The sequence below is a fragment of the Ancylobacter defluvii genome (genome assembly GCF_018390605.1).
In the GTDB taxonomy this organism is placed as follows: domain Bacteria; phylum Pseudomonadota; class Alphaproteobacteria; order Rhizobiales; family Xanthobacteraceae; genus Ancylobacter; species Ancylobacter defluvii.
Genome location: NZ_JAHBGD010000017.1, coordinates 388,164 through 403,001, shown reverse-complemented (window position 1 = coordinate 403,001; position 14,838 = coordinate 388,164). Strand labels below are relative to the sequence as shown.

Annotated in this window: 15 protein-coding genes and 2 riboswitches; of the genes, 4 read left to right on the top strand and 11 right to left on the bottom strand. The window is 69.8% G+C overall.

All coding sequences use genetic code 11. The annotated features are described in order from the left end of the window. Positions 1-445 precede the first annotated feature (445 nt). Positions 446-850, top strand: coding sequence for a flagellar export protein FliJ (locus tag KHC24_RS13725; protein ID WP_213363826.1), 405 nt, complete (start codon positions 446-448; stop codon positions 848-850). 66 nt (positions 851-916) lie between these two features. On the opposite strand, the gene KHC24_RS13720 is transcribed toward KHC24_RS13725, so the two are convergent. Then, on the bottom strand, positions 917-1,552 hold the full coding sequence (locus tag KHC24_RS13720) for a GNAT family N-acetyltransferase (RefSeq protein ID WP_213363824.1): 636 nt from the start codon (positions 1,550-1,552) through the stop codon (positions 917-919). Positions 1,553-1,829: 277 nt separating this feature from the next. On the opposite strand from KHC24_RS13720, the gene KHC24_RS13715 reads away from it, so the two are divergent. Then, a complete protein-coding gene (locus KHC24_RS13715; RefSeq protein ID WP_213363823.1) occupies positions 1,830-2,930 on the top strand; it encodes a sulfate/molybdate ABC transporter ATP-binding protein in 1,101 nt (366 codons plus the stop codon). Positions 2,931-3,113: 183 nt separating this feature from the next. Here the strand turns inward: KHC24_RS13715 and tmpT are convergent, their stop codons facing one another. From tmpT to recQ, 4 genes are all read right to left on the bottom strand, one after another. After that, positions 3,114-3,758: a thiopurine S-methyltransferase gene (gene tmpT / locus KHC24_RS13710; protein WP_246546881.1), complete on the bottom strand. Its 645-nt coding sequence runs from the start codon at positions 3,756-3,758 to the stop codon at positions 3,114-3,116. A 149-nt stretch (positions 3,759-3,907) separates the two neighbouring features. Then, complete coding sequence (locus tag KHC24_RS13705; protein WP_213363922.1) at positions 3,908-4,855, bottom strand: YVTN family beta-propeller repeat protein; 948 nt, start codon at positions 4,853-4,855, stop codon at positions 3,908-3,910. 589 nt (positions 4,856-5,444) lie between these two features. Then, on the bottom strand, positions 5,445-5,990 hold the full coding sequence (locus KHC24_RS13700) for an SRPBCC family protein (RefSeq protein ID WP_213363821.1): 546 nt from the start codon (positions 5,988-5,990) through the stop codon (positions 5,445-5,447). A gap of 127 nt (positions 5,991-6,117) precedes the next feature. After that, positions 6,118-7,974: a DNA helicase RecQ gene (gene recQ / locus KHC24_RS13695; RefSeq protein WP_213363819.1), complete on the bottom strand. Its 1,857-nt coding sequence runs from the start codon at positions 7,972-7,974 to the stop codon at positions 6,118-6,120. A gap of 106 nt (positions 7,975-8,080) precedes the next feature. On the opposite strand from recQ, the gene cbiB reads away from it, so the two are divergent. Further along, positions 8,081-9,058: an adenosylcobinamide-phosphate synthase CbiB gene (cbiB, locus tag KHC24_RS13690; protein WP_213363818.1), complete on the top strand. Its 978-nt coding sequence runs from the start codon at positions 8,081-8,083 to the stop codon at positions 9,056-9,058. 160 nt (positions 9,059-9,218) lie between these two features. Here the strand turns inward: cbiB and KHC24_RS13685 are convergent, their stop codons facing one another. From KHC24_RS13685 to KHC24_RS13660, 6 genes are all read right to left on the bottom strand, one after another. Next, positions 9,219-10,697: a cobyric acid synthase gene (locus tag KHC24_RS13685; protein ID WP_213363816.1), complete on the bottom strand. Its 1,479-nt coding sequence runs from the start codon at positions 10,695-10,697 to the stop codon at positions 9,219-9,221. Between the two features lie 22 nt (positions 10,698-10,719). After that, on the bottom strand, positions 10,720-10,944 hold the full coding sequence (locus KHC24_RS13680; protein ID WP_213363815.1) for an NINE protein: 225 nt from the start codon (positions 10,942-10,944) through the stop codon (positions 10,720-10,722). Positions 10,945-11,031: 87 nt separating this feature from the next. Further along, positions 11,032-11,646, bottom strand: a complete 615-nt coding sequence (cobO, locus tag KHC24_RS13675) for a cob(I)yrinic acid a,c-diamide adenosyltransferase (RefSeq protein WP_213363921.1) — start codon at positions 11,644-11,646, stop codon at positions 11,032-11,034. After that, on the bottom strand, positions 11,646-12,161 hold the full coding sequence (cobU, locus tag KHC24_RS13670; protein ID WP_213363813.1) for a bifunctional adenosylcobinamide kinase/adenosylcobinamide-phosphate guanylyltransferase: 516 nt from the start codon (positions 12,159-12,161) through the stop codon (positions 11,646-11,648). The genes cobO and cobU overlap by 1 nt, the downstream gene beginning before the upstream one ends. 6 nt (positions 12,162-12,167) lie before the next feature. Then, positions 12,168-12,902, bottom strand: a complete 735-nt coding sequence (locus KHC24_RS13665; RefSeq protein WP_213363812.1) for a CbtA family protein — start codon at positions 12,900-12,902, stop codon at positions 12,168-12,170. An 11-nt stretch (positions 12,903-12,913) separates the two neighbouring features. Next, complete coding sequence (locus KHC24_RS13660) at positions 12,914-13,141, bottom strand: CbtB domain-containing protein (RefSeq protein ID WP_213363811.1); 228 nt, start codon at positions 13,139-13,141, stop codon at positions 12,914-12,916. A gap of 30 nt (positions 13,142-13,171) precedes the next feature. Beyond that, positions 13,172-13,385, bottom strand: a riboswitch (cobalamin riboswitch). A 59-nt stretch (positions 13,386-13,444) separates the two neighbouring features. Continuing rightward, positions 13,445-13,652, top strand: a riboswitch (cobalamin riboswitch). 121 nt (positions 13,653-13,773) lie between these two features. Between KHC24_RS13660 and cobW the strand changes: the two genes are divergently transcribed. After that, complete coding sequence (gene cobW, locus KHC24_RS13655) at positions 13,774-14,832, top strand: cobalamin biosynthesis protein CobW (RefSeq protein ID WP_213363810.1); 1,059 nt, start codon at positions 13,774-13,776, stop codon at positions 14,830-14,832. The last annotated feature ends 6 nt before the right edge of the window (positions 14,833-14,838 follow it).

Here is a 14,838-nt window from a genome sequence, read left to right as displayed (position 1 = left end):
TCGGCACACCGATTCGTCAACTACGATCCAATGGGTAACAAAACCGGATTCCCCAGCACAAGCGGTTGCCACGAATTTTCTTCGAGTCTTCCCGCAAGAGGCTGGCGATGAACCAGAATTTTTGTGACCGACTGTTTCAAGCCGAATCTTAAGATATGCGCTTAAGTGAATCTGGCGACTCGGCTTTCACGCCAAGGCGCCGGATCACACCGGACGTGAACGATCATTAATGGAGCCGGTAAACAAATCGTTTCCAAACCCCTGGAAAGCCGTCCGAATACCGCTCCGGGATGTCTTTCCCCCCAAAAATGTAAGGAAGCGGCAACCTCTGGGCGCCAAGATGCCTGTGCCGCCGGGTAAGGGCGGCTCGACCCGGGCGGTCTAGCGTCGGTGCCGATGGGCGCCGGCGGGTCGCTCCGGCCCGACAAGCGGGAGTAACGCCGGCATGAAGTCGATCGACACCGTCATTCGCCTGAGGCGGTTCCAAGCCGAGGAGAAGCGCCGCCATTTCGCGCAGATCGACGGCATGATCGCCGATTTCGACCGCATGGCGCGCGACCTCGACCGCGAGATCCTCGCCGAGGAGCAGCGCGCGGGCATCACCGATACCAGCCATTTTGCCTATCCCACCTATGCCCGCGCGGCGGCCACCCGGCGCGACAATCTGCGCCGCTCGGCCGAGGAGCTGAAAGGCCAGCTCGACGAGGCGCGCGACCAGCTCGACGCGGCGCTGGACGAACTGAAGAAGGTCGAGGCGCTCGGCGAGCGCGAGCGCGGGCTGGACGCCGTCGAGGTGCCGCGCCCGGCCGGCGGCCGGCGCGCCCGCTCCACCGCCGCATCGCTGGCCTGAGCGTCGGCGCCGGAGACGCCGGCTGCAGGGAAGCCGGCTCCAGGGACGCCGGAGCTGCCTCGCGCGCTAGTCGATCACCGGAATGTGAGGGGCGGCGTCGCGACGGATGGTGCCGTCGAGCCGCGGATCGTCGGCGATCTCCACCGCCCGCCCCACGGCGGTGAAGCCGGCCTTCATGTAGAAGCCCACCGCCGCCGCATGGTCGAGCGTGCAGGTGTGCACGAAGAAGCGGGTCAGCGGCCGGGCGAACACCTGCTCGATCGCCCGGTTCATCAGGATGCGGCCGGCGCCGGCGCCGGTCTCGCCGGCCACCAGGCCGAAAAAGCCGAGCTCCGGCTCGCCGGGTACCCGCCAATCGAGTTCCAGCAGGCCGATCTCGTCCGGCCCGCGCATCAGTACATGGATCTCCACCGCCGGATCATGGAGGATCGCCGACAGCTCGGCATCCGAGAGGCGCAGCCGCGAGAACCACAGCCAGTCCTCGCCGATGCGGCGGAACAGCGCGCGGTACCAGCCGGGATCGGGCCGCTCGACGCGCCGAACCTCAAGCCCGTGGCCTGACGGCTCCGGCAGCGGCGCCGGGCGTGCGCGCATCTCCAGAAAAGTGACGATGGCGGCGATCTTGCCGGCCGGAACCGGGGTCAGGCCGTCCAGCGCGAGAGCGGGGGCAGTGGCGGGGGCAGGGGAGAGGCGATCAGTCATCAGGGCGGCCGGCGGCTGGAAGGGCCGGCTGAGCGCCGGTCAGGCTGCTTGCCTTAGAGCATATTCGGCGCGAGTTGAACGGCTTTCCGCACCGATCGGAGGGCGAAACGCCGGCTTGCCGACGGCCCCACCAGGCGAGCGGAACCGGAACGCATGTGCGGCAGGAGGGGCCGGCGCGTCCGGACGGCCGGCGAAGTGCCCCGGAAGGCTTCACATCGCCAATTTTTCAGGTAGGTTGCGGATTAATCTACTAATCACGTTTACAATGAGTGAATTGATGACCGTCGCGGTGAGCATCGAGCATGTGGGCAAGGATTTCGGCAGCGGCACGCCGGCGCTGTCGGACATCTCGCTCGACGTGAAGCCGAGCGAGCTGGTGGCGCTGCTCGGCCCCTCCGGATCGGGCAAGACCACGCTGCTGCGTATCGTCGCCGGGCTGGAGCAGCCGAGCCACGGTCGCGTGCTGTTCAATGGCGAGGATGCGCTGTCGGTGCCGGTGCGCCGGCGCGGCATCGGCTTCGTGTTCCAGAACTACGCGCTGTTTCGCCACATGACGGTGGCCGACAACATCGCCTTCGGCCTGCGCTCGCGGCCGCGCGGCGAGCGGCCGTCGGAGGCGGACATTCGCAAGCGGGTCGCCGATCTGCTGGCGCTGGTGCAGCTGGAGGCGTTCGGCGGCCGCTTTCCGGCGCAGCTTTCCGGCGGCCAGCGGCAGCGCGTGGCGCTGGCCCGCGCCCTCGCCATCGAACCCAAGGTGCTGCTGCTCGACGAGCCGTTCGGCGCGCTCGACGCGCTGGTGCGCAAGGAATTGCGCAAATGGCTGCGCGAGTTGCACGACCGCACCGGCCATACCACGCTGTTCGTCACCCACGACCAGGAGGAGGCGCTGGAACTCGCCGACCGGGTGGTGGTGATGGGCAAGGGCAAGATCGAGCAGGTGGGCACGCCGGACGACGTCTATGACCGGCCGTCCTCGGCGGCGGTGTTCGGCTTCATGGGAGAATCCAGCCGCATCGAGGTCGAGGTGAAGGACGGCACCGCCTTTGCCGGCCCGACGCCGATCGCGGCGCCGGTGTCGCCGGTCCCGGACGGGCCGGCGCTGATCTATGTGCGCCCGCACGACGTCGCCATCGGGCTCGCCGGCACGCCGGGCCTGCCGGGGGTGGTGCGCGGCTTCCGGCGCCACGGCGCCATCCGCCGGCTGGAGCTCGAGGTCGGCAACGCGCTGTTCGAGGCCGACATCGCCCCGAGCGTGCGGGTGCCGATCGGCGAGAAGGTGGCGGTGCGGCTGGAGCGGGCGCGGCTGTTCGCGGAAGGAGCGCCGGGCACCGATTGCCGCGCCCCCTCGGCGCACCAGACCGGCGACTACGCGATCTGAAACCACGCCCCCGGCGCTTGGCTTGTTGGTCAACCTCCTGCCCCTTGGCGAGTGGCAGGCGGCGCGGCGTGCCGGAGGGGGCGGCAACATCGCGGAGACTTGAGCTCCCTTAGCCCTAACCCTCTCCCCCGACGGGGAGAAGGGTGTCGCGATCGAACCATCGCTCAGCGCCGCTGCATCCGCTCAGCGCCGGTGCATCAGCCAGACGGTCTCATGCACCGGCTTCAGGCCCTTCAGCCCGTCCTTGAGTTCGTGGCGGCCGGCCTGGGTGAGGTGATAGGCGGCGCCATAGTGACGCCGTACCTCCGCTTCCGGCACCGCGAAGGGCGGGCCGACCAGCAGCGACTGGTCATACTCGAAGGCGATCAGCAATTGCGGCGCGGCGCGGGTGAGGTGGACGAGATGCGCCGCATAGCGTTCGCGCATCGCCTCGGGCAGGGCGACCAGCGCCGCGCGGTCATAGACCGCGGCGACCTCGCCCAGCGCGTGGTGATCGAGATCGAAGAAATTGCCGACGAAGACGGTCAGCGCTCCGGCCTCGAAGCGCTCCAGCGGTCCCACCGAGGTGATGTCCGGCGTCAGGCCGAGATCAGCGAACAGCTGCTCTATCGCTAGCCGGCTAAGCTCGGCGCCGGTGACGGCGTAACCTTGTTCGAGCAGCCAGCCGATATCGCCGGTCTTGCCGCAAAGCGGCAGCAGCAGCCGTGCCCCGGTGGCGAGGCCGAGAGCGGGAAGATAGCGCCGCAGCAAGGGGTTGCCTTCGGCTTCGTGAAAGGCGGTCTCGCCGCGTTGCCACTTGCCGTGCCAGAACTGCTCGTCCATAGCCATGCGCCTTTCATTGTCGGGGCGCGGCATCATAGCGGCCATGCGGCGCTTGCCTAGGCCGGCCAGCGCATGCCTGGATCGATCGCTGTGCCGGCAACGGGTGGGCCGGTGCCTGCCTGTGCGGCGACGTGCCCGTGGGCGTGCCGCCGCGGCTAGTCCGTGCGGCGGAGGAAGGCGCCGAAGGCGCGCGGACCGTCCGCCACCTCGATATCGGCCACGACCTTGAGCGTGCCGGTGTCGATGACGCTCAGCGTGTTGGCCTCCCAATTCGCCACATAGACGAAGGCGCCGTCGCGGCTGGCGGCGATGCCTTCCGGGTAGTCGCCGACCGGAATGGTGGCGACGGGCTGGAGCGTGCCGGTGTCGAACACGCTGACCGTCGAGGCGTACTGATCGGTGACGAAGGCGCGGTCGCGGGCGAGGGCCACCGCGTAGGGGCGCTGGCCGACCTTCACCGTGCCGATCCGCTTGCGGGTGGCGATGTCGATGATGCTGACGTCGTCGGAGCCGACATTGGCGGTGTAGGCGCGGGTGCCGGCGGCATCGATGGTGACGCCGAAGGGCCGGGTGCCGACCTGAACCGAGCCAATGCGGGCGAGGGTCGAGGTATCGACGAAGCTGACGGCGTCGGAATCGCGGTCGGCCGAGAGCAGCAGCGCGCCGTCCGGGGTGACGGCGAGGCCGGAGGGGGACTGGCCGACCTGCACCTCGCCGGCGACGGTGCCGCTGGCGGCGTCCACCGCGACGATGCGGTGCTGATACCAGTCCGCGACATAGGCCGGGCTGCCGGCGGGATGCACGGCGACGCCGAGCGGGCCGCCGCCGACCTCGACGCGGCGCTCGACGGTGCGGGTGGCGGCGTCGACGATGGTGAGCGCCTTGCCGTCCGGCGAGGTGACGAAGGCGCGCCGCCCATCTGGCGTCACCGCGATGCCGGCCGGCTTGCCGGGAATCTTCAGGGTGGCGACCACCTTGCCGGTGGGGAGGTCGACGATGGAGAGCGTCTCCGCCGGCTGCGAGGTGACGAAGGCCTCGTCGGCGCCGGCGGGGAGGGGGGCGAGAAGCGCGAGGACCAAAGCTGAGGCCCCCAGCGTGGTCATCAACCGAAGGCGCTTGGTTGCACCGGCTTGATACCGCATGTCGGGCTCCGCATTGGTCAGGGGCGTGAAGAAGCGATGGAATCGAGAACGAGCACCCGACTGGCAGCGCCGCATCGTTGCAGCTTCAGACCGATGGTCCGACCCGCTCCTATGCCGGGTCGGGCATCGCCGGGCCGGGACTTTCTGTTCCTCTCCCCAGCGCGCTCGGCTGTTGCCCAGTTCGCTTCCGGCAAAGTCGAAACCGGATACGTCCGGTTGCGATGAAGAGGTGGCCCGCCTTCGGGTCTCGCCTCTGGCGAGCCCAAGGACAGGCTCGGCGGGTCGGTGTGGGGCGACGCGATTGCGGAGCTGAAGAAGACCCCTCTCCCCATCCCTCTCCCCGACGGGGAGAGGGGATGCCCGACGGAGAGAGGGGCTACCAATCGGGCGGGAGAGCTCCCGAGAGGGATCTCGCATCGGCAAGTGCGCATTGCCTCTTCAGCGTCGGTCCTGTCTCTCCCTTTCGACGGAGAGAGCGGCACCCGATCGTGAGAGGGGAGTCATGATCAGGCGGCCGCCGGATGAGCGGGCGTATAACGCGCCGCTCGCCTCAGCTGCCGCTCTCGATCTTCTTCTTCAGGCCTTCCAGCCCGGCCTTGTAGAGCCCGCTCACCGCGGCGATGGCGGCCTCGTCGTTCAGCTCCGGCGGCGGGTCGTTATTGGGGTAGCCGCGATAGAAGGCGCCGCGCCATTCCACCTGCGACTTGGCCCCGCCATCGGTGGGCGTCACCACCAGCCAGGAGGAATAGTTGGTGACCGGCAGCACCTTCACGTCGACCTTTTCGATCCGGTACATCAGGGTCATCTTGTCGGCGTCGAGCTTGGCGACCTCCTCGTCCACCGTCGCGCCGTTCTTCAGCGTGAGGGTGCGCTTGGCGCCGGCCGCGTTGCCTCCGGTGCCTTCGGTCTTGTCGACCACCGGGATCCAGCCGCCGTCCTGGAAATTGCTGACCACCGCCCAGACTTTTGCCGGCGGGGCGTTGATCTCGATGGTCTCGCTGACCTTCTGCCGGGTCGGGCCATGCGCCTGCGCCCCGGAGGCGGCGACGGCGAGAGAGGCGGCGGCCATCGCCACCGTGAGCAGTTCGAATTTCATCACTTCCATCCCGGAGCTGTTGACCTTGCGGACTTTTCCCGTCCGTTGCCGGCAGTCTAGGAGCGGAATCGACGTTCGTGAACTCTTTTGCGCGGCGAAAATGTCGCGGGCGAATTCTTAGAGATTTCTAAGAGAATTCTTTGAGAATCTTAAGAAACGCCGGCCCGAACGCCTCCAGCTTGGCGGCGCCGACGCCCTTGACGCCGGCGAGCTCGGAACGGGTGCGCGGGTGCTCTACCGCCATCTCCTCCAGCGTGCGGTCGGCGAACACCACATAGGCCGGCACGTTGCGCTCGGCCGCCAGTTCGCGGCGCAGCGCCTTGAGCTTGGCGAGCAGCGAGGCCTCGGCCGGGGCCAGTTCCGGCGCCTCGGCGCGGCTGGAGCGGTCGCGCTTGACCTTCGAGGGCGCGCGCAGGGTGAAGGCGCGGGTGCCGGCGAGGATCGCCTTGCCGTGGTCCGTCAAATTGAGCGCGCCGAAGCGTTCGACATCGGCATGCAGCGCGCCGGTGGCAACCAGCTGGCGCAGCAGCGCGCGCCATTCGGTGGCCGGCCGGTCGGCTCCGGCGCCGAAATCGGCGAGACGATCATGGCCGCGGCCACAGACCTGATCGGAACGCTGGCCGGTGACGACGCTCGCCAGATAGGCGGCGCCATAGCGCTCGCCGGTGGCACGGGCGATGCGCAGCACCAGCTCGGCCTGCTTCGAGGCATCGACCACCTTGGGCGGATCGCGGCAGACGTCGCAATGGCCGCAGGCCTTGGCGCGCTCGCCGAAATAGCCGAGCAGCACCGCGCGGCGGCAGGTGACCGCCTCGCAGAAGCCGACCATGGCATCGAGCCGGCGGGCCTCCACCAGCTTGCGCTCGGGGGTGGACTGCTCCTCGTCGATGAAGCGGCGGCGGGTGGCGATGTCGCCGCCGGAATAGAGCAGATGCGCCTCGGAGGGCTGTCCGTCGCGGCCGGCGCGGCCGATCTCCTGGTAATAGGCCTCAAGGCTGCCGGGCGCGTCGGCGTGCAGGACGTAGCGGACATTCGACTTGTCGATGCCCATGCCGAAGGCGACGGTTGCCACCATCACGATACCGTCCTCGGCGAGGAAGGCTTCCTGATGCGCGGCGCGCTGCTCCGGCGACAGGCCGGCATGATAAGGCAAGGCGCGGACACCGGCGGCGACGAGGCGCTCGGCGGTCTCCTCTACCTTCTTGCGCGAGATGCGGTAGACGATGCCCGGCACGCGCGGGCGCGCCGTCACATAGCTCTCGATCTGCCGGGCGGGGTCCTTCTTCTCCTCCATGCCGATGAAGATGTTCGGCCGGTCGAAACCGGACACGAACACCCGTGCCGGGCCGCCGAACAGCCGCTCGACGATGTCGCCCTGCGTCGCCTTGTCGGCGGTGGCGGTGAGGGCGACCAGCGGAACGTTCGGGAAGATCTCGCGCAGCCGGCCGAGCTGGAGATATTCGTTGCGGAAGCTGTGGCCCCATTGCGAGATGCAGTGCGCCTCGTCCACCGCGACGAGGCCGAGCGGCAGGCGGGACAAGGCTGACAGCATGCGCTCGGTCATCAGCCGCTCGGGGGCGAGATAGAGCAGGCGCACCTCGCCGGCCGCGACGCGCCGCCAGATCGCGACATTGTCCTCGCGCGGCTTGCCGGAATGCAGCGCCTCGGCGGCGACGCCCTGCAGTTTCAGTGCGTTCACCTGATCGTCCATCAGCGCGATCAACGGCGAGATGACGATGGACAGGCCGCCGAGGGTGAGCGCGGGAAGCTGGTAGCACAGCGACTTGCCGGCGCCGGTCGGCATCACCGCCAGCGTCGGCACGCCGGCGAGCACCGCGTCCACCACCTCCTGCTGGCCGGGGCGGAAGCGGTCGAAGCCGAACACCTCCTTGAGGATGGCGGTCTTGCGCGCTTCCACCTCGCGCGGCAGCACGTCGGACGAGGCGTAAGGATTGTCGGCGAGGCGGCTGGCGGCGCTGTTCATGCGTGACTGACGCCGGCGAGGCAGGGGACGGCAGACAAACTCTGGACGGCCGGTGCGGCGATGGACATGGTGCGGCCTCCTGCCGGTTTTGAGAGAATCAGTGCGGATGGCGCCGGAGCTCACCCTCGGTTTAACCCTTGTCGCGCTGCTGTTCGAGGCCGCTTTCGGCTATCCCGCCTTCTTGCTGCCGCGCCTCGGCCATCCGGTGATGTGGGCGGGATGGCTGATCGGCTTTCTCGACCGCAGCCTGAACCTCGATGGCGACCCGCCGGGCGATCGCCGCTTCGCCGGCCTCGTCTCGCTGGTGGTGGTGCTGCTGATCTCTATCGGCGCCGGGCTGGCGGCGCAGAAGGCATTGCTGCTGCTGCCCTTGGGCTTCGTCATCGTCGCCCTGCTCGGCTCGACCCTGCTGGCGCAGCGCAGCCTGCACGACCATGTGGCTGAGGTGGCCGACGGGCTCGACGCCGGCCTCGCCGAGGGGCGGGCGGCGGTGTCGCTGATCGTCGGGCGCGATCCGGAGGCGCTCGACGAGGCCGGGGTGTCGCGGGCGGCGATCGAGAGCCTGGCGGAGAACTTCTCCGACGGCATCGTGGCGCCGGCGCTGTGGATGGCGATCGGCGGGCTGCCGGGCATCTGCATGTACAAGGCGGCGAACACCGCCGACAGCATGATCGGCCATCGCACCGAGCGCTTCATCGATTTCGGCCGGGCGGCGGCGCGCTTCGACGACCTGATCAACCTGCCGGCCTCGCGGCTGGCCGGCGGGCTGCTGATCGTCGCGGCGCTGCTGATGCCGGGCGCCTCGGCGCGGGGAGCCTGGGCGGCGGTGCGGCGCGACGCGCGCTTCCACAAATCGCCGAATGCCGGCTGGCCGGAGGCGGCGCTGGCCGGGGCGCTCGGCCTCGCGCTCGCCGGGCCGCGCGTCTATCACGGCCAGTTGGTGACGGACGGCTTCATGGGCACCGGCGGCCGGCGGGACTGTGCGGCGGTGGATATAAGGCGGGCGCTGCGGCTCTACCGGATCGCCGATGCGCTGCTGATCGCGCTGGTGGGCGTGGGAGCGGCGGCGTTCTGGGCGGTGTGAGGGGACTCTTTCCCTCTCCCCGTTGGGGAGAGGTGGCCCGCGAAGCGGGTCGGTGAGGGGGGACGACATCGGGAATCGTCGGAGACCCCTCGCCCCACCCCTCTCCCCGACGGGGAGAGGGGTCTCCCGACTTCAGAGCGGTCTTCGGCTGGATGGCACGTCACAGGCCGCGCGCGATCTCCAGCAGGCGCTCCAGATTCACATGCGCGGCGAGGTGGTCGGCGAGGGCGTCGAGCGTCGCCTCGACCCCGGCCTCGTAATCGAGCCCGCTCGGGGCGGCGCCGAGGCGGGTGAGCCATTGCGAGCGCTGGGCGTCGTCGGCGAACAGGCCGTGCGCATAGGTGCCGACGACGCGGCCATCGGCCGAGATGGCACCTTCCGGATGTGACGAGCCATCTGCCCCGTCGATCCGGGCGAAGGGGCGGGCGCGGTCGGGGCCTTCGGTGACGCCCATATGCATCTCGTAACCCTTGAAGGGGATGCCGTCGACGCTCCGGCCGGTGATCGGCACCAGTCGTTTCTCGCTGGTGAGCACGGTGTCCACCGCCAGCAGGCCGAGGCCGGGCACGCGGCCGGCCGGTCCCTCAATGCCGGCGGGATCGTCGATGGAGCGGCCGAGCATCTGGTAGCCGCCGCACAGGCCGAGCACCCGGCCGCCGCGCCGCACATGCGCGGCGAGATCGACGTCCCAGCCAACGGCGCGCAGCTCGGCGAGATCGGCGATGGTGGATTTCGAGCCGGGCAGGATGACGAGATCGATGTCGCCGGGCAGCGGCTGGCCGGGGCGCAGGCGGATCAGCTCGATGGCGGGCTCGGCCTCCAGCGGGTCGAGGTCGTCGAAATTGGAGATGCGCGGCAGCAGCGGCACGGCGATGCGTAAGCGCGCGCCGGGCTTCGGTGCCGGGGCGGCGTCGAGGGCGAGCGCGTCCTCGGCGGGCAGGCGGCGCGCCTCCTTGAAGAACGGGATGAGACCGAGGGCTTCCCATGCGGTGCGGCGGGCGATCTCCTCCATGCCGCGGGCGAACAGGGCCGGATCGCCGCGGAAGCGGTTGACCAGGAAGCCGCGGATCATCGCCGCGTCGCCCGGCTCGATCACCGCCTGCGTGCCGACCAGGCTGGCGATGACGCCGCCGCGGTCGATGTCGCCGATGAGGATGACGGGGACGTTCGCCGCGCGGGAAAACCCCATATTGGCGATGTCATTGGCGCGCAGATTGATCTCCGAGGCGGAGCCGGCGCCTTCCACCAGCACGAGGTCGGCCTCTTCGCGCAGATGGGCGAAGCTCTCCAGCACCGGCGCCATCAGCTCGGGCTTGAGCTTCTGGTAGTCGCTGGCGCGGGCGTTGCGCCATGCCTGACCCTGCACGACGATCTGGGCGCCGGTCTCGCTCTGCGGCTTCAGCAGCACCGGGTTCATATGCACGCTGGGCGCGATGAAGGCGGCGCGGGCCTGCAGCGCCTGCGCGCGGCCGATCTCGCCGCCGTCCTGGGTGACGGCGGCGTTGTTCGACATGTTCTGCGGCTTGAAGGGGCGCACCCTCAGCCCCTGGCGGGCGAAGGCGCGCGCCAGTCCGGCGACGATCAGCGACTTGCCGACGTCCGAGCCGGTGCCCTGGAACATCAGGGCGGGGGCGGTCATGACCGCCCACCGCCAGCCACCATCAGGCGCGGCGACCTTCCAGATAATCCACGCGGCGCTCGAGATTGGCCTCGCGCACCATGCCGGGGATCAGGAACAGATCGACGATCTGGCCGATGCCGAGCAGGCCGACAGTGAGCAGCCACAGCGCGCCAGTCCAGTAGCGGCCGGCATAGAAGCGGTGGATGCCGCAGACCCCGATGAGGCCGAACAGCCAGAAGAGATAGGCAACGGGCGTCGAGCGCATGGACGCGCAACTCCATCTGATGACCACGCCGCGACATCCGGCGTCCCCTTGCAGATAGGGATGACGTTGCGGGATTTCGAGAGGGCATCAGAATTCGATGCCCTTCTGCGCCTTCACGCCGGTCTTGAAGTGGTGCTTCACCAGCGTCATCTCGGTGACGAGGTCGGCGGCCTCGATCAGCTCCGGCTTGGCGTTGCGGCCGGTGACGACGACGTGCAGGTCGGGGCGCCTTTGCCGGAGAGCCGCGACCACCGCCTCGAGCGGCAGGTAATCATAGCGCAGAGCGATGTTGAGCTCGTCGAGGATGACCAGGCCGATGGACGGGTCGGCGAGCAACTCGCGCGCCTTCTCCCAGGCGCGGGCGCAGGCGGCGATGTCGCGGGCCTTGTCCTGCGTCTCCCAGGTGAAGCCCTCGCCCATGGAATGCCACTCCACGCGGTCGCCGAAGCTAGTCAGCGCGTCGCGTTCGGCCGAGTGCCAGGCGCCCTTGATGAACTGCACCACGCCGACGCGCCCACCGTGGCCGAGGATACGCAGAGCGAGGCCGAAGGCGGCGGTGGACTTGCCCTTGCCGGCGCCGGTGTGGATGATGAGCAGGCCCTTCTCCAGGGTCTTTTCCGCCACCTCGGCGTCCTGCACCGCCTTGCGCTTCGCCATCTTCTCGCGGTGGCGCGCGGCCTCCTCGGGAGAGAGGTCGGTCATCATTTTACCTTTACCGGGATGCCGGCGACCACCAGGGCGACCTCGTCGGCCAGCGCGGCAAGGCGCTGGTTGAGCCGGCCCTGGGCGTCGCGGAAGCGGCGGGCGAGGGCGTTGTCCGGCACGATGCCGAGGCCGACCTCGTTCGACACCGCCACCACCGGCCCGTCATGGGCGAGCAGCTCGGCCTCGAGGATCGCCGAATCGAGGTCGGGATCAGCGTCGGCCAGCATGCGGTTGGAGAGCCAGAGCGTCAGGCAGTCGATCAGCACCGGCGCGCCGGACGGCAGGGCGCCGAGCGCGCCGGCGAGATCGTGCGGCGCCTCGATGGTGACCCAGTCCCCGCCGCGGCGGGCGCGGTGCTGGGCGATGCGCTCTTCCATCTCGGCGTCATGCTCAGCACCATGGGCCTGCGCCGTGGCGACATAGAACCACGGCGCCGGAGCGCGCTGCACCAGCGTCTCGGCGTGGCTGCTCTTGCCGGAGCGCGCGCCGCCGAGGACGAGGGTGAAGGGCATGGCGGTTCAGGCCGCCCGTGCGCCGAGGCGCGGACGCAGCCAGCCGGAGAGCCCGCCGAGCAGCACCCAGAACAGGAAGCTCACCGCTACCGAGGCGACGACGAAGCTGTGGTGCAGGCTTTCCGGGATCGGGCTGTCATGGCTCGCCGGCTGCGGCGCGCCAATGGCATGCGGCGCCAATATGATGAGCACGCCGAGCGCCGCCAGCAGCGGCGAGCGGCCATAGACCAGCAGGGCGAGGCCGATGGCGGTGGCCGCGGCGGTGCCGATCCACCATAGCTGCCGGGCCATCAGGTCGGCGGCCGGCATGGCCGGCAGCTCCGGCGGCAGGCCGAGGCCGGGGGCGAGGGTGAACACCGCGAAGCCGGCGAGGCCCCACAGGATGCCCTCGCGCCAGGAGGCGAGGCCGCCCTTCAGCTCGGTGGCGGCGACCAGCAGCAGGCCGAAGCCGAAGGCGGTGAGGACGGTGGCGAGCACGGTATAGGCGTTGCGCTCGAAGCCGTCGGCCGGGCCCCATTCCTCGCCGTCGCCATGGTCGTGCGCGGGCGTCGCCGCATCGTGGCTGTGCGCCTCGGTGGCGTGGGTGGCGGAATCGGCGGCCGGCGCCGCCTCGCTGCCCTCGAAGGTCTCGGCCTTGAGGATCAGCGGCACGGTGGTGAACAGGTGCACGGCGGCGGAAGCCACGCCGGTGGCGATGCCCGCCACCAGGGCGACGAGCAGGATTGTCCTGAACAGAGACATGGAAGCCCCCGTCAGTGGCAGGGGAAGGAGACGGCGTGGCGCACGTCGTGGGCCGCATTATGCGCAGCGGCGATATGGGAGAAGCCGACGCCGCCGACCACGAACACGCCGAGCAGCGCGGCGAAGGTGATGGCGAGCGCGCGGGACGCCGGGGTCTCGACGGCGGCGGACTGGGCAGCGGCGGACTGGGCAGCGGCGGGCTGGGCAGCGGATTGCGGCGCAACGTTCAGGCGATTCATGGTCGTCTCCTTTTGCCCTCCACCCGAGGGCCAGGCGTGATGTCGACGGCCGGTCTCCTGGCTCGCGGGTCGTCGCCTGTCCCTCCGCCTTCCCGGCGCGAACGCCAGTGGCCAGTAGAGGTAGGCTCGCCGCTTACAGTTGCGGGGGCAGCCGCGGAATCGACCTTGCCCGAGGGCCCGGTCCCACCGCGTTCCCGTCTTGCGTCCCGTGCCCATCACGGGAACCGCCGACTGCGACCAACTATACCGGCAGTCGAGGTCTCCGCAATGCCCCGCGCGTTGACATTCCCCCCTTGCGCTCCTTTAGTGGCCGCGACCGACGGTTTCCTCCCTCACCGGGAGGGACGAAGAGGGAATGCGGTGCGCCGGCCCGGCAACGGGACGGCAATTCCGCGGCTGCCCCCGCAACTGTAAGCGGCGAGCCCGAGCCAAAGGCCACTGGAGCGATCCGGGAAGGCGGCAAGGGCCACGACCCGCGAGCCAGGAGACCTGCCATCGGTTCGGTCGTGCATGCCGGCGGGGTGCCCGGCAGGCGGGTGAGGTCGCCGGATGTCCGATTCCGGCGGCTTGCGCGGGGAGATTCCCGCGGCCGGCGTGCCCCGAAACCTTGCAACGCCGCCGGAGACGCCGTCATGACCGCTGAAACTGCCTCGCTCGCCCGGGTGCCCTGCACCATCGTCACCGGCTTCCTCGGCGCCGGGAAGACGACGCTGATCCGCCACGTGCTGGAGAACGCCAAGGGCAAGCGCCTCGCGGTGATCGTCAACGAGTTCGGCGATGTCGGCATCGATGGCGACATCCTCAAGGGCTGCGGCATCGAGACCTGCCCGGAAGAGAATGTCGTCGAACTGGCCAATGGCTGCATCTGCTGCACCGTGGCCGATGATTTCGTGCCGGCGCTCGATGCGATTCTCTCGCGCTCGCCGCGGGTCGACCACATCCTGATCGAGACCTCCGGCCTCGCGCTGCCCAAGCCGCTGGTGCAGGCCTTCCACTGGCCGGCGATCCGCAGCCGGGTCACCGTGGACGGCGTGGTAGCGGTGGTGGACGGCGAGGCGCTGGCCGCCGGCCGCGTCGCCCACGACCATGACGCGCTCGCCGAGCAGCGCGCCGCCGATGCCTCGCTCGACCATGACGACCCGATCGAGGAAGTGTTCGACGACCAGATCGCCTGCGCCGATCTGGTGGTGCTGACCAAGGCCGACCTGATCGATGCCGACGGCGCCGTGCGGGCGCGGGCGGCGCTGGATGCCGAGCTGCCGAAGGGCGTCCGGGTGGTGAACGTCACCGGCGGCCGGCTCGACCCGGCGGTGCTGCTCGGCCTCGGGGTCGGTACCGAGGACGATATCGAGAACCGCCGCACCCATCACGACGACGAGGCCGAGCACGACCACGACGATTTCGACAGCTTCGTCGTCGAGGTGCCGGAGATCGCCGACCCGGCGGAATTCGCCGCCCGGGTGGCGAAGGCCGCCGGCGAAGCCGAGGTGCTGCGGGTGAAGGGTTTCCTCGCCGTGGCCGGCAAGCCGATGCGCCTCCTGGTGCAGGCGGTGGGGCCGCGCGTCGAGCACCATTTCGACCGTCCCTGGGGCGCCGGGGAGCGGGCCGGGCGGCTGGTCGCCATCGGGCTGAAGGGGCTCGACCGGGCGAAGGTGGAGAGCATCCTTGCCGGCGAGCCGGCGGTGGCCTGAGACAGA

Bases quoted from the DNA above. Each gene is read 5' to 3' on its own strand.
- KHC24_RS13720 (WP_213363824.1), bottom strand. From the start codon at position 1,552: ATGACTGATCGCCTCTCCCCTGCCCCCGCCACTGCCCCCGCTCTCGCG.
- KHC24_RS13680 (WP_213363815.1), bottom strand. From the start codon at position 10,944: ATGCGCTCGACGCCCGTTGCCTATCTCTTCTGGCTGTTCGGCCTCATC.
- KHC24_RS13725 (WP_213363826.1), top strand. From the start codon at position 446: ATGAAGTCGATCGACACCGTCATTCGCCTGAGGCGGTTCCAAGCCGAG.
- recQ (WP_213363819.1), bottom strand. From the start codon at position 7,974: ATGAACAGCGCCGCCAGCCGCCTCGCCGACAATCCTTACGCCTCGTCC.
- KHC24_RS13700 (WP_213363821.1), bottom strand. From the start codon at position 5,990: ATGAAATTCGAACTGCTCACGGTGGCGATGGCCGCCGCCTCTCTCGCC.
- cbiB (WP_213363818.1), top strand. From the start codon at position 8,081: ATGGCGCCGGAGCTCACCCTCGGTTTAACCCTTGTCGCGCTGCTGTTC.
- KHC24_RS13660 (WP_213363811.1), bottom strand. From the start codon at position 13,141: ATGAATCGCCTGAACGTTGCGCCGCAATCCGCTGCCCAGCCCGCCGCT.
- cobU (WP_213363813.1), bottom strand. From the start codon at position 12,161: ATGCCCTTCACCCTCGTCCTCGGCGGCGCGCGCTCCGGCAAGAGCAGC.
- cobO (WP_213363921.1), bottom strand. From the start codon at position 11,646: ATGACCGACCTCTCTCCCGAGGAGGCCGCGCGCCACCGCGAGAAGATG.
- KHC24_RS13705 (WP_213363922.1), bottom strand. From the start codon at position 4,855: ATGACCACGCTGGGGGCCTCAGCTTTGGTCCTCGCGCTTCTCGCCCCC.
- KHC24_RS13685 (WP_213363816.1), bottom strand. From the start codon at position 10,697: ATGACCGCCCCCGCCCTGATGTTCCAGGGCACCGGCTCGGACGTCGGC.
- cobW (WP_213363810.1), top strand. From the start codon at position 13,774: ATGACCGCTGAAACTGCCTCGCTCGCCCGGGTGCCCTGCACCATCGTC.
- KHC24_RS13715 (WP_213363823.1), top strand. From the start codon at position 1,830: ATGACCGTCGCGGTGAGCATCGAGCATGTGGGCAAGGATTTCGGCAGC.
- KHC24_RS13665 (WP_213363812.1), bottom strand. From the start codon at position 12,902: ATGTCTCTGTTCAGGACAATCCTGCTCGTCGCCCTGGTGGCGGGCATC.
- tmpT (WP_246546881.1), bottom strand. From the start codon at position 3,758: ATGGCTATGGACGAGCAGTTCTGGCACGGCAAGTGGCAACGCGGCGAG.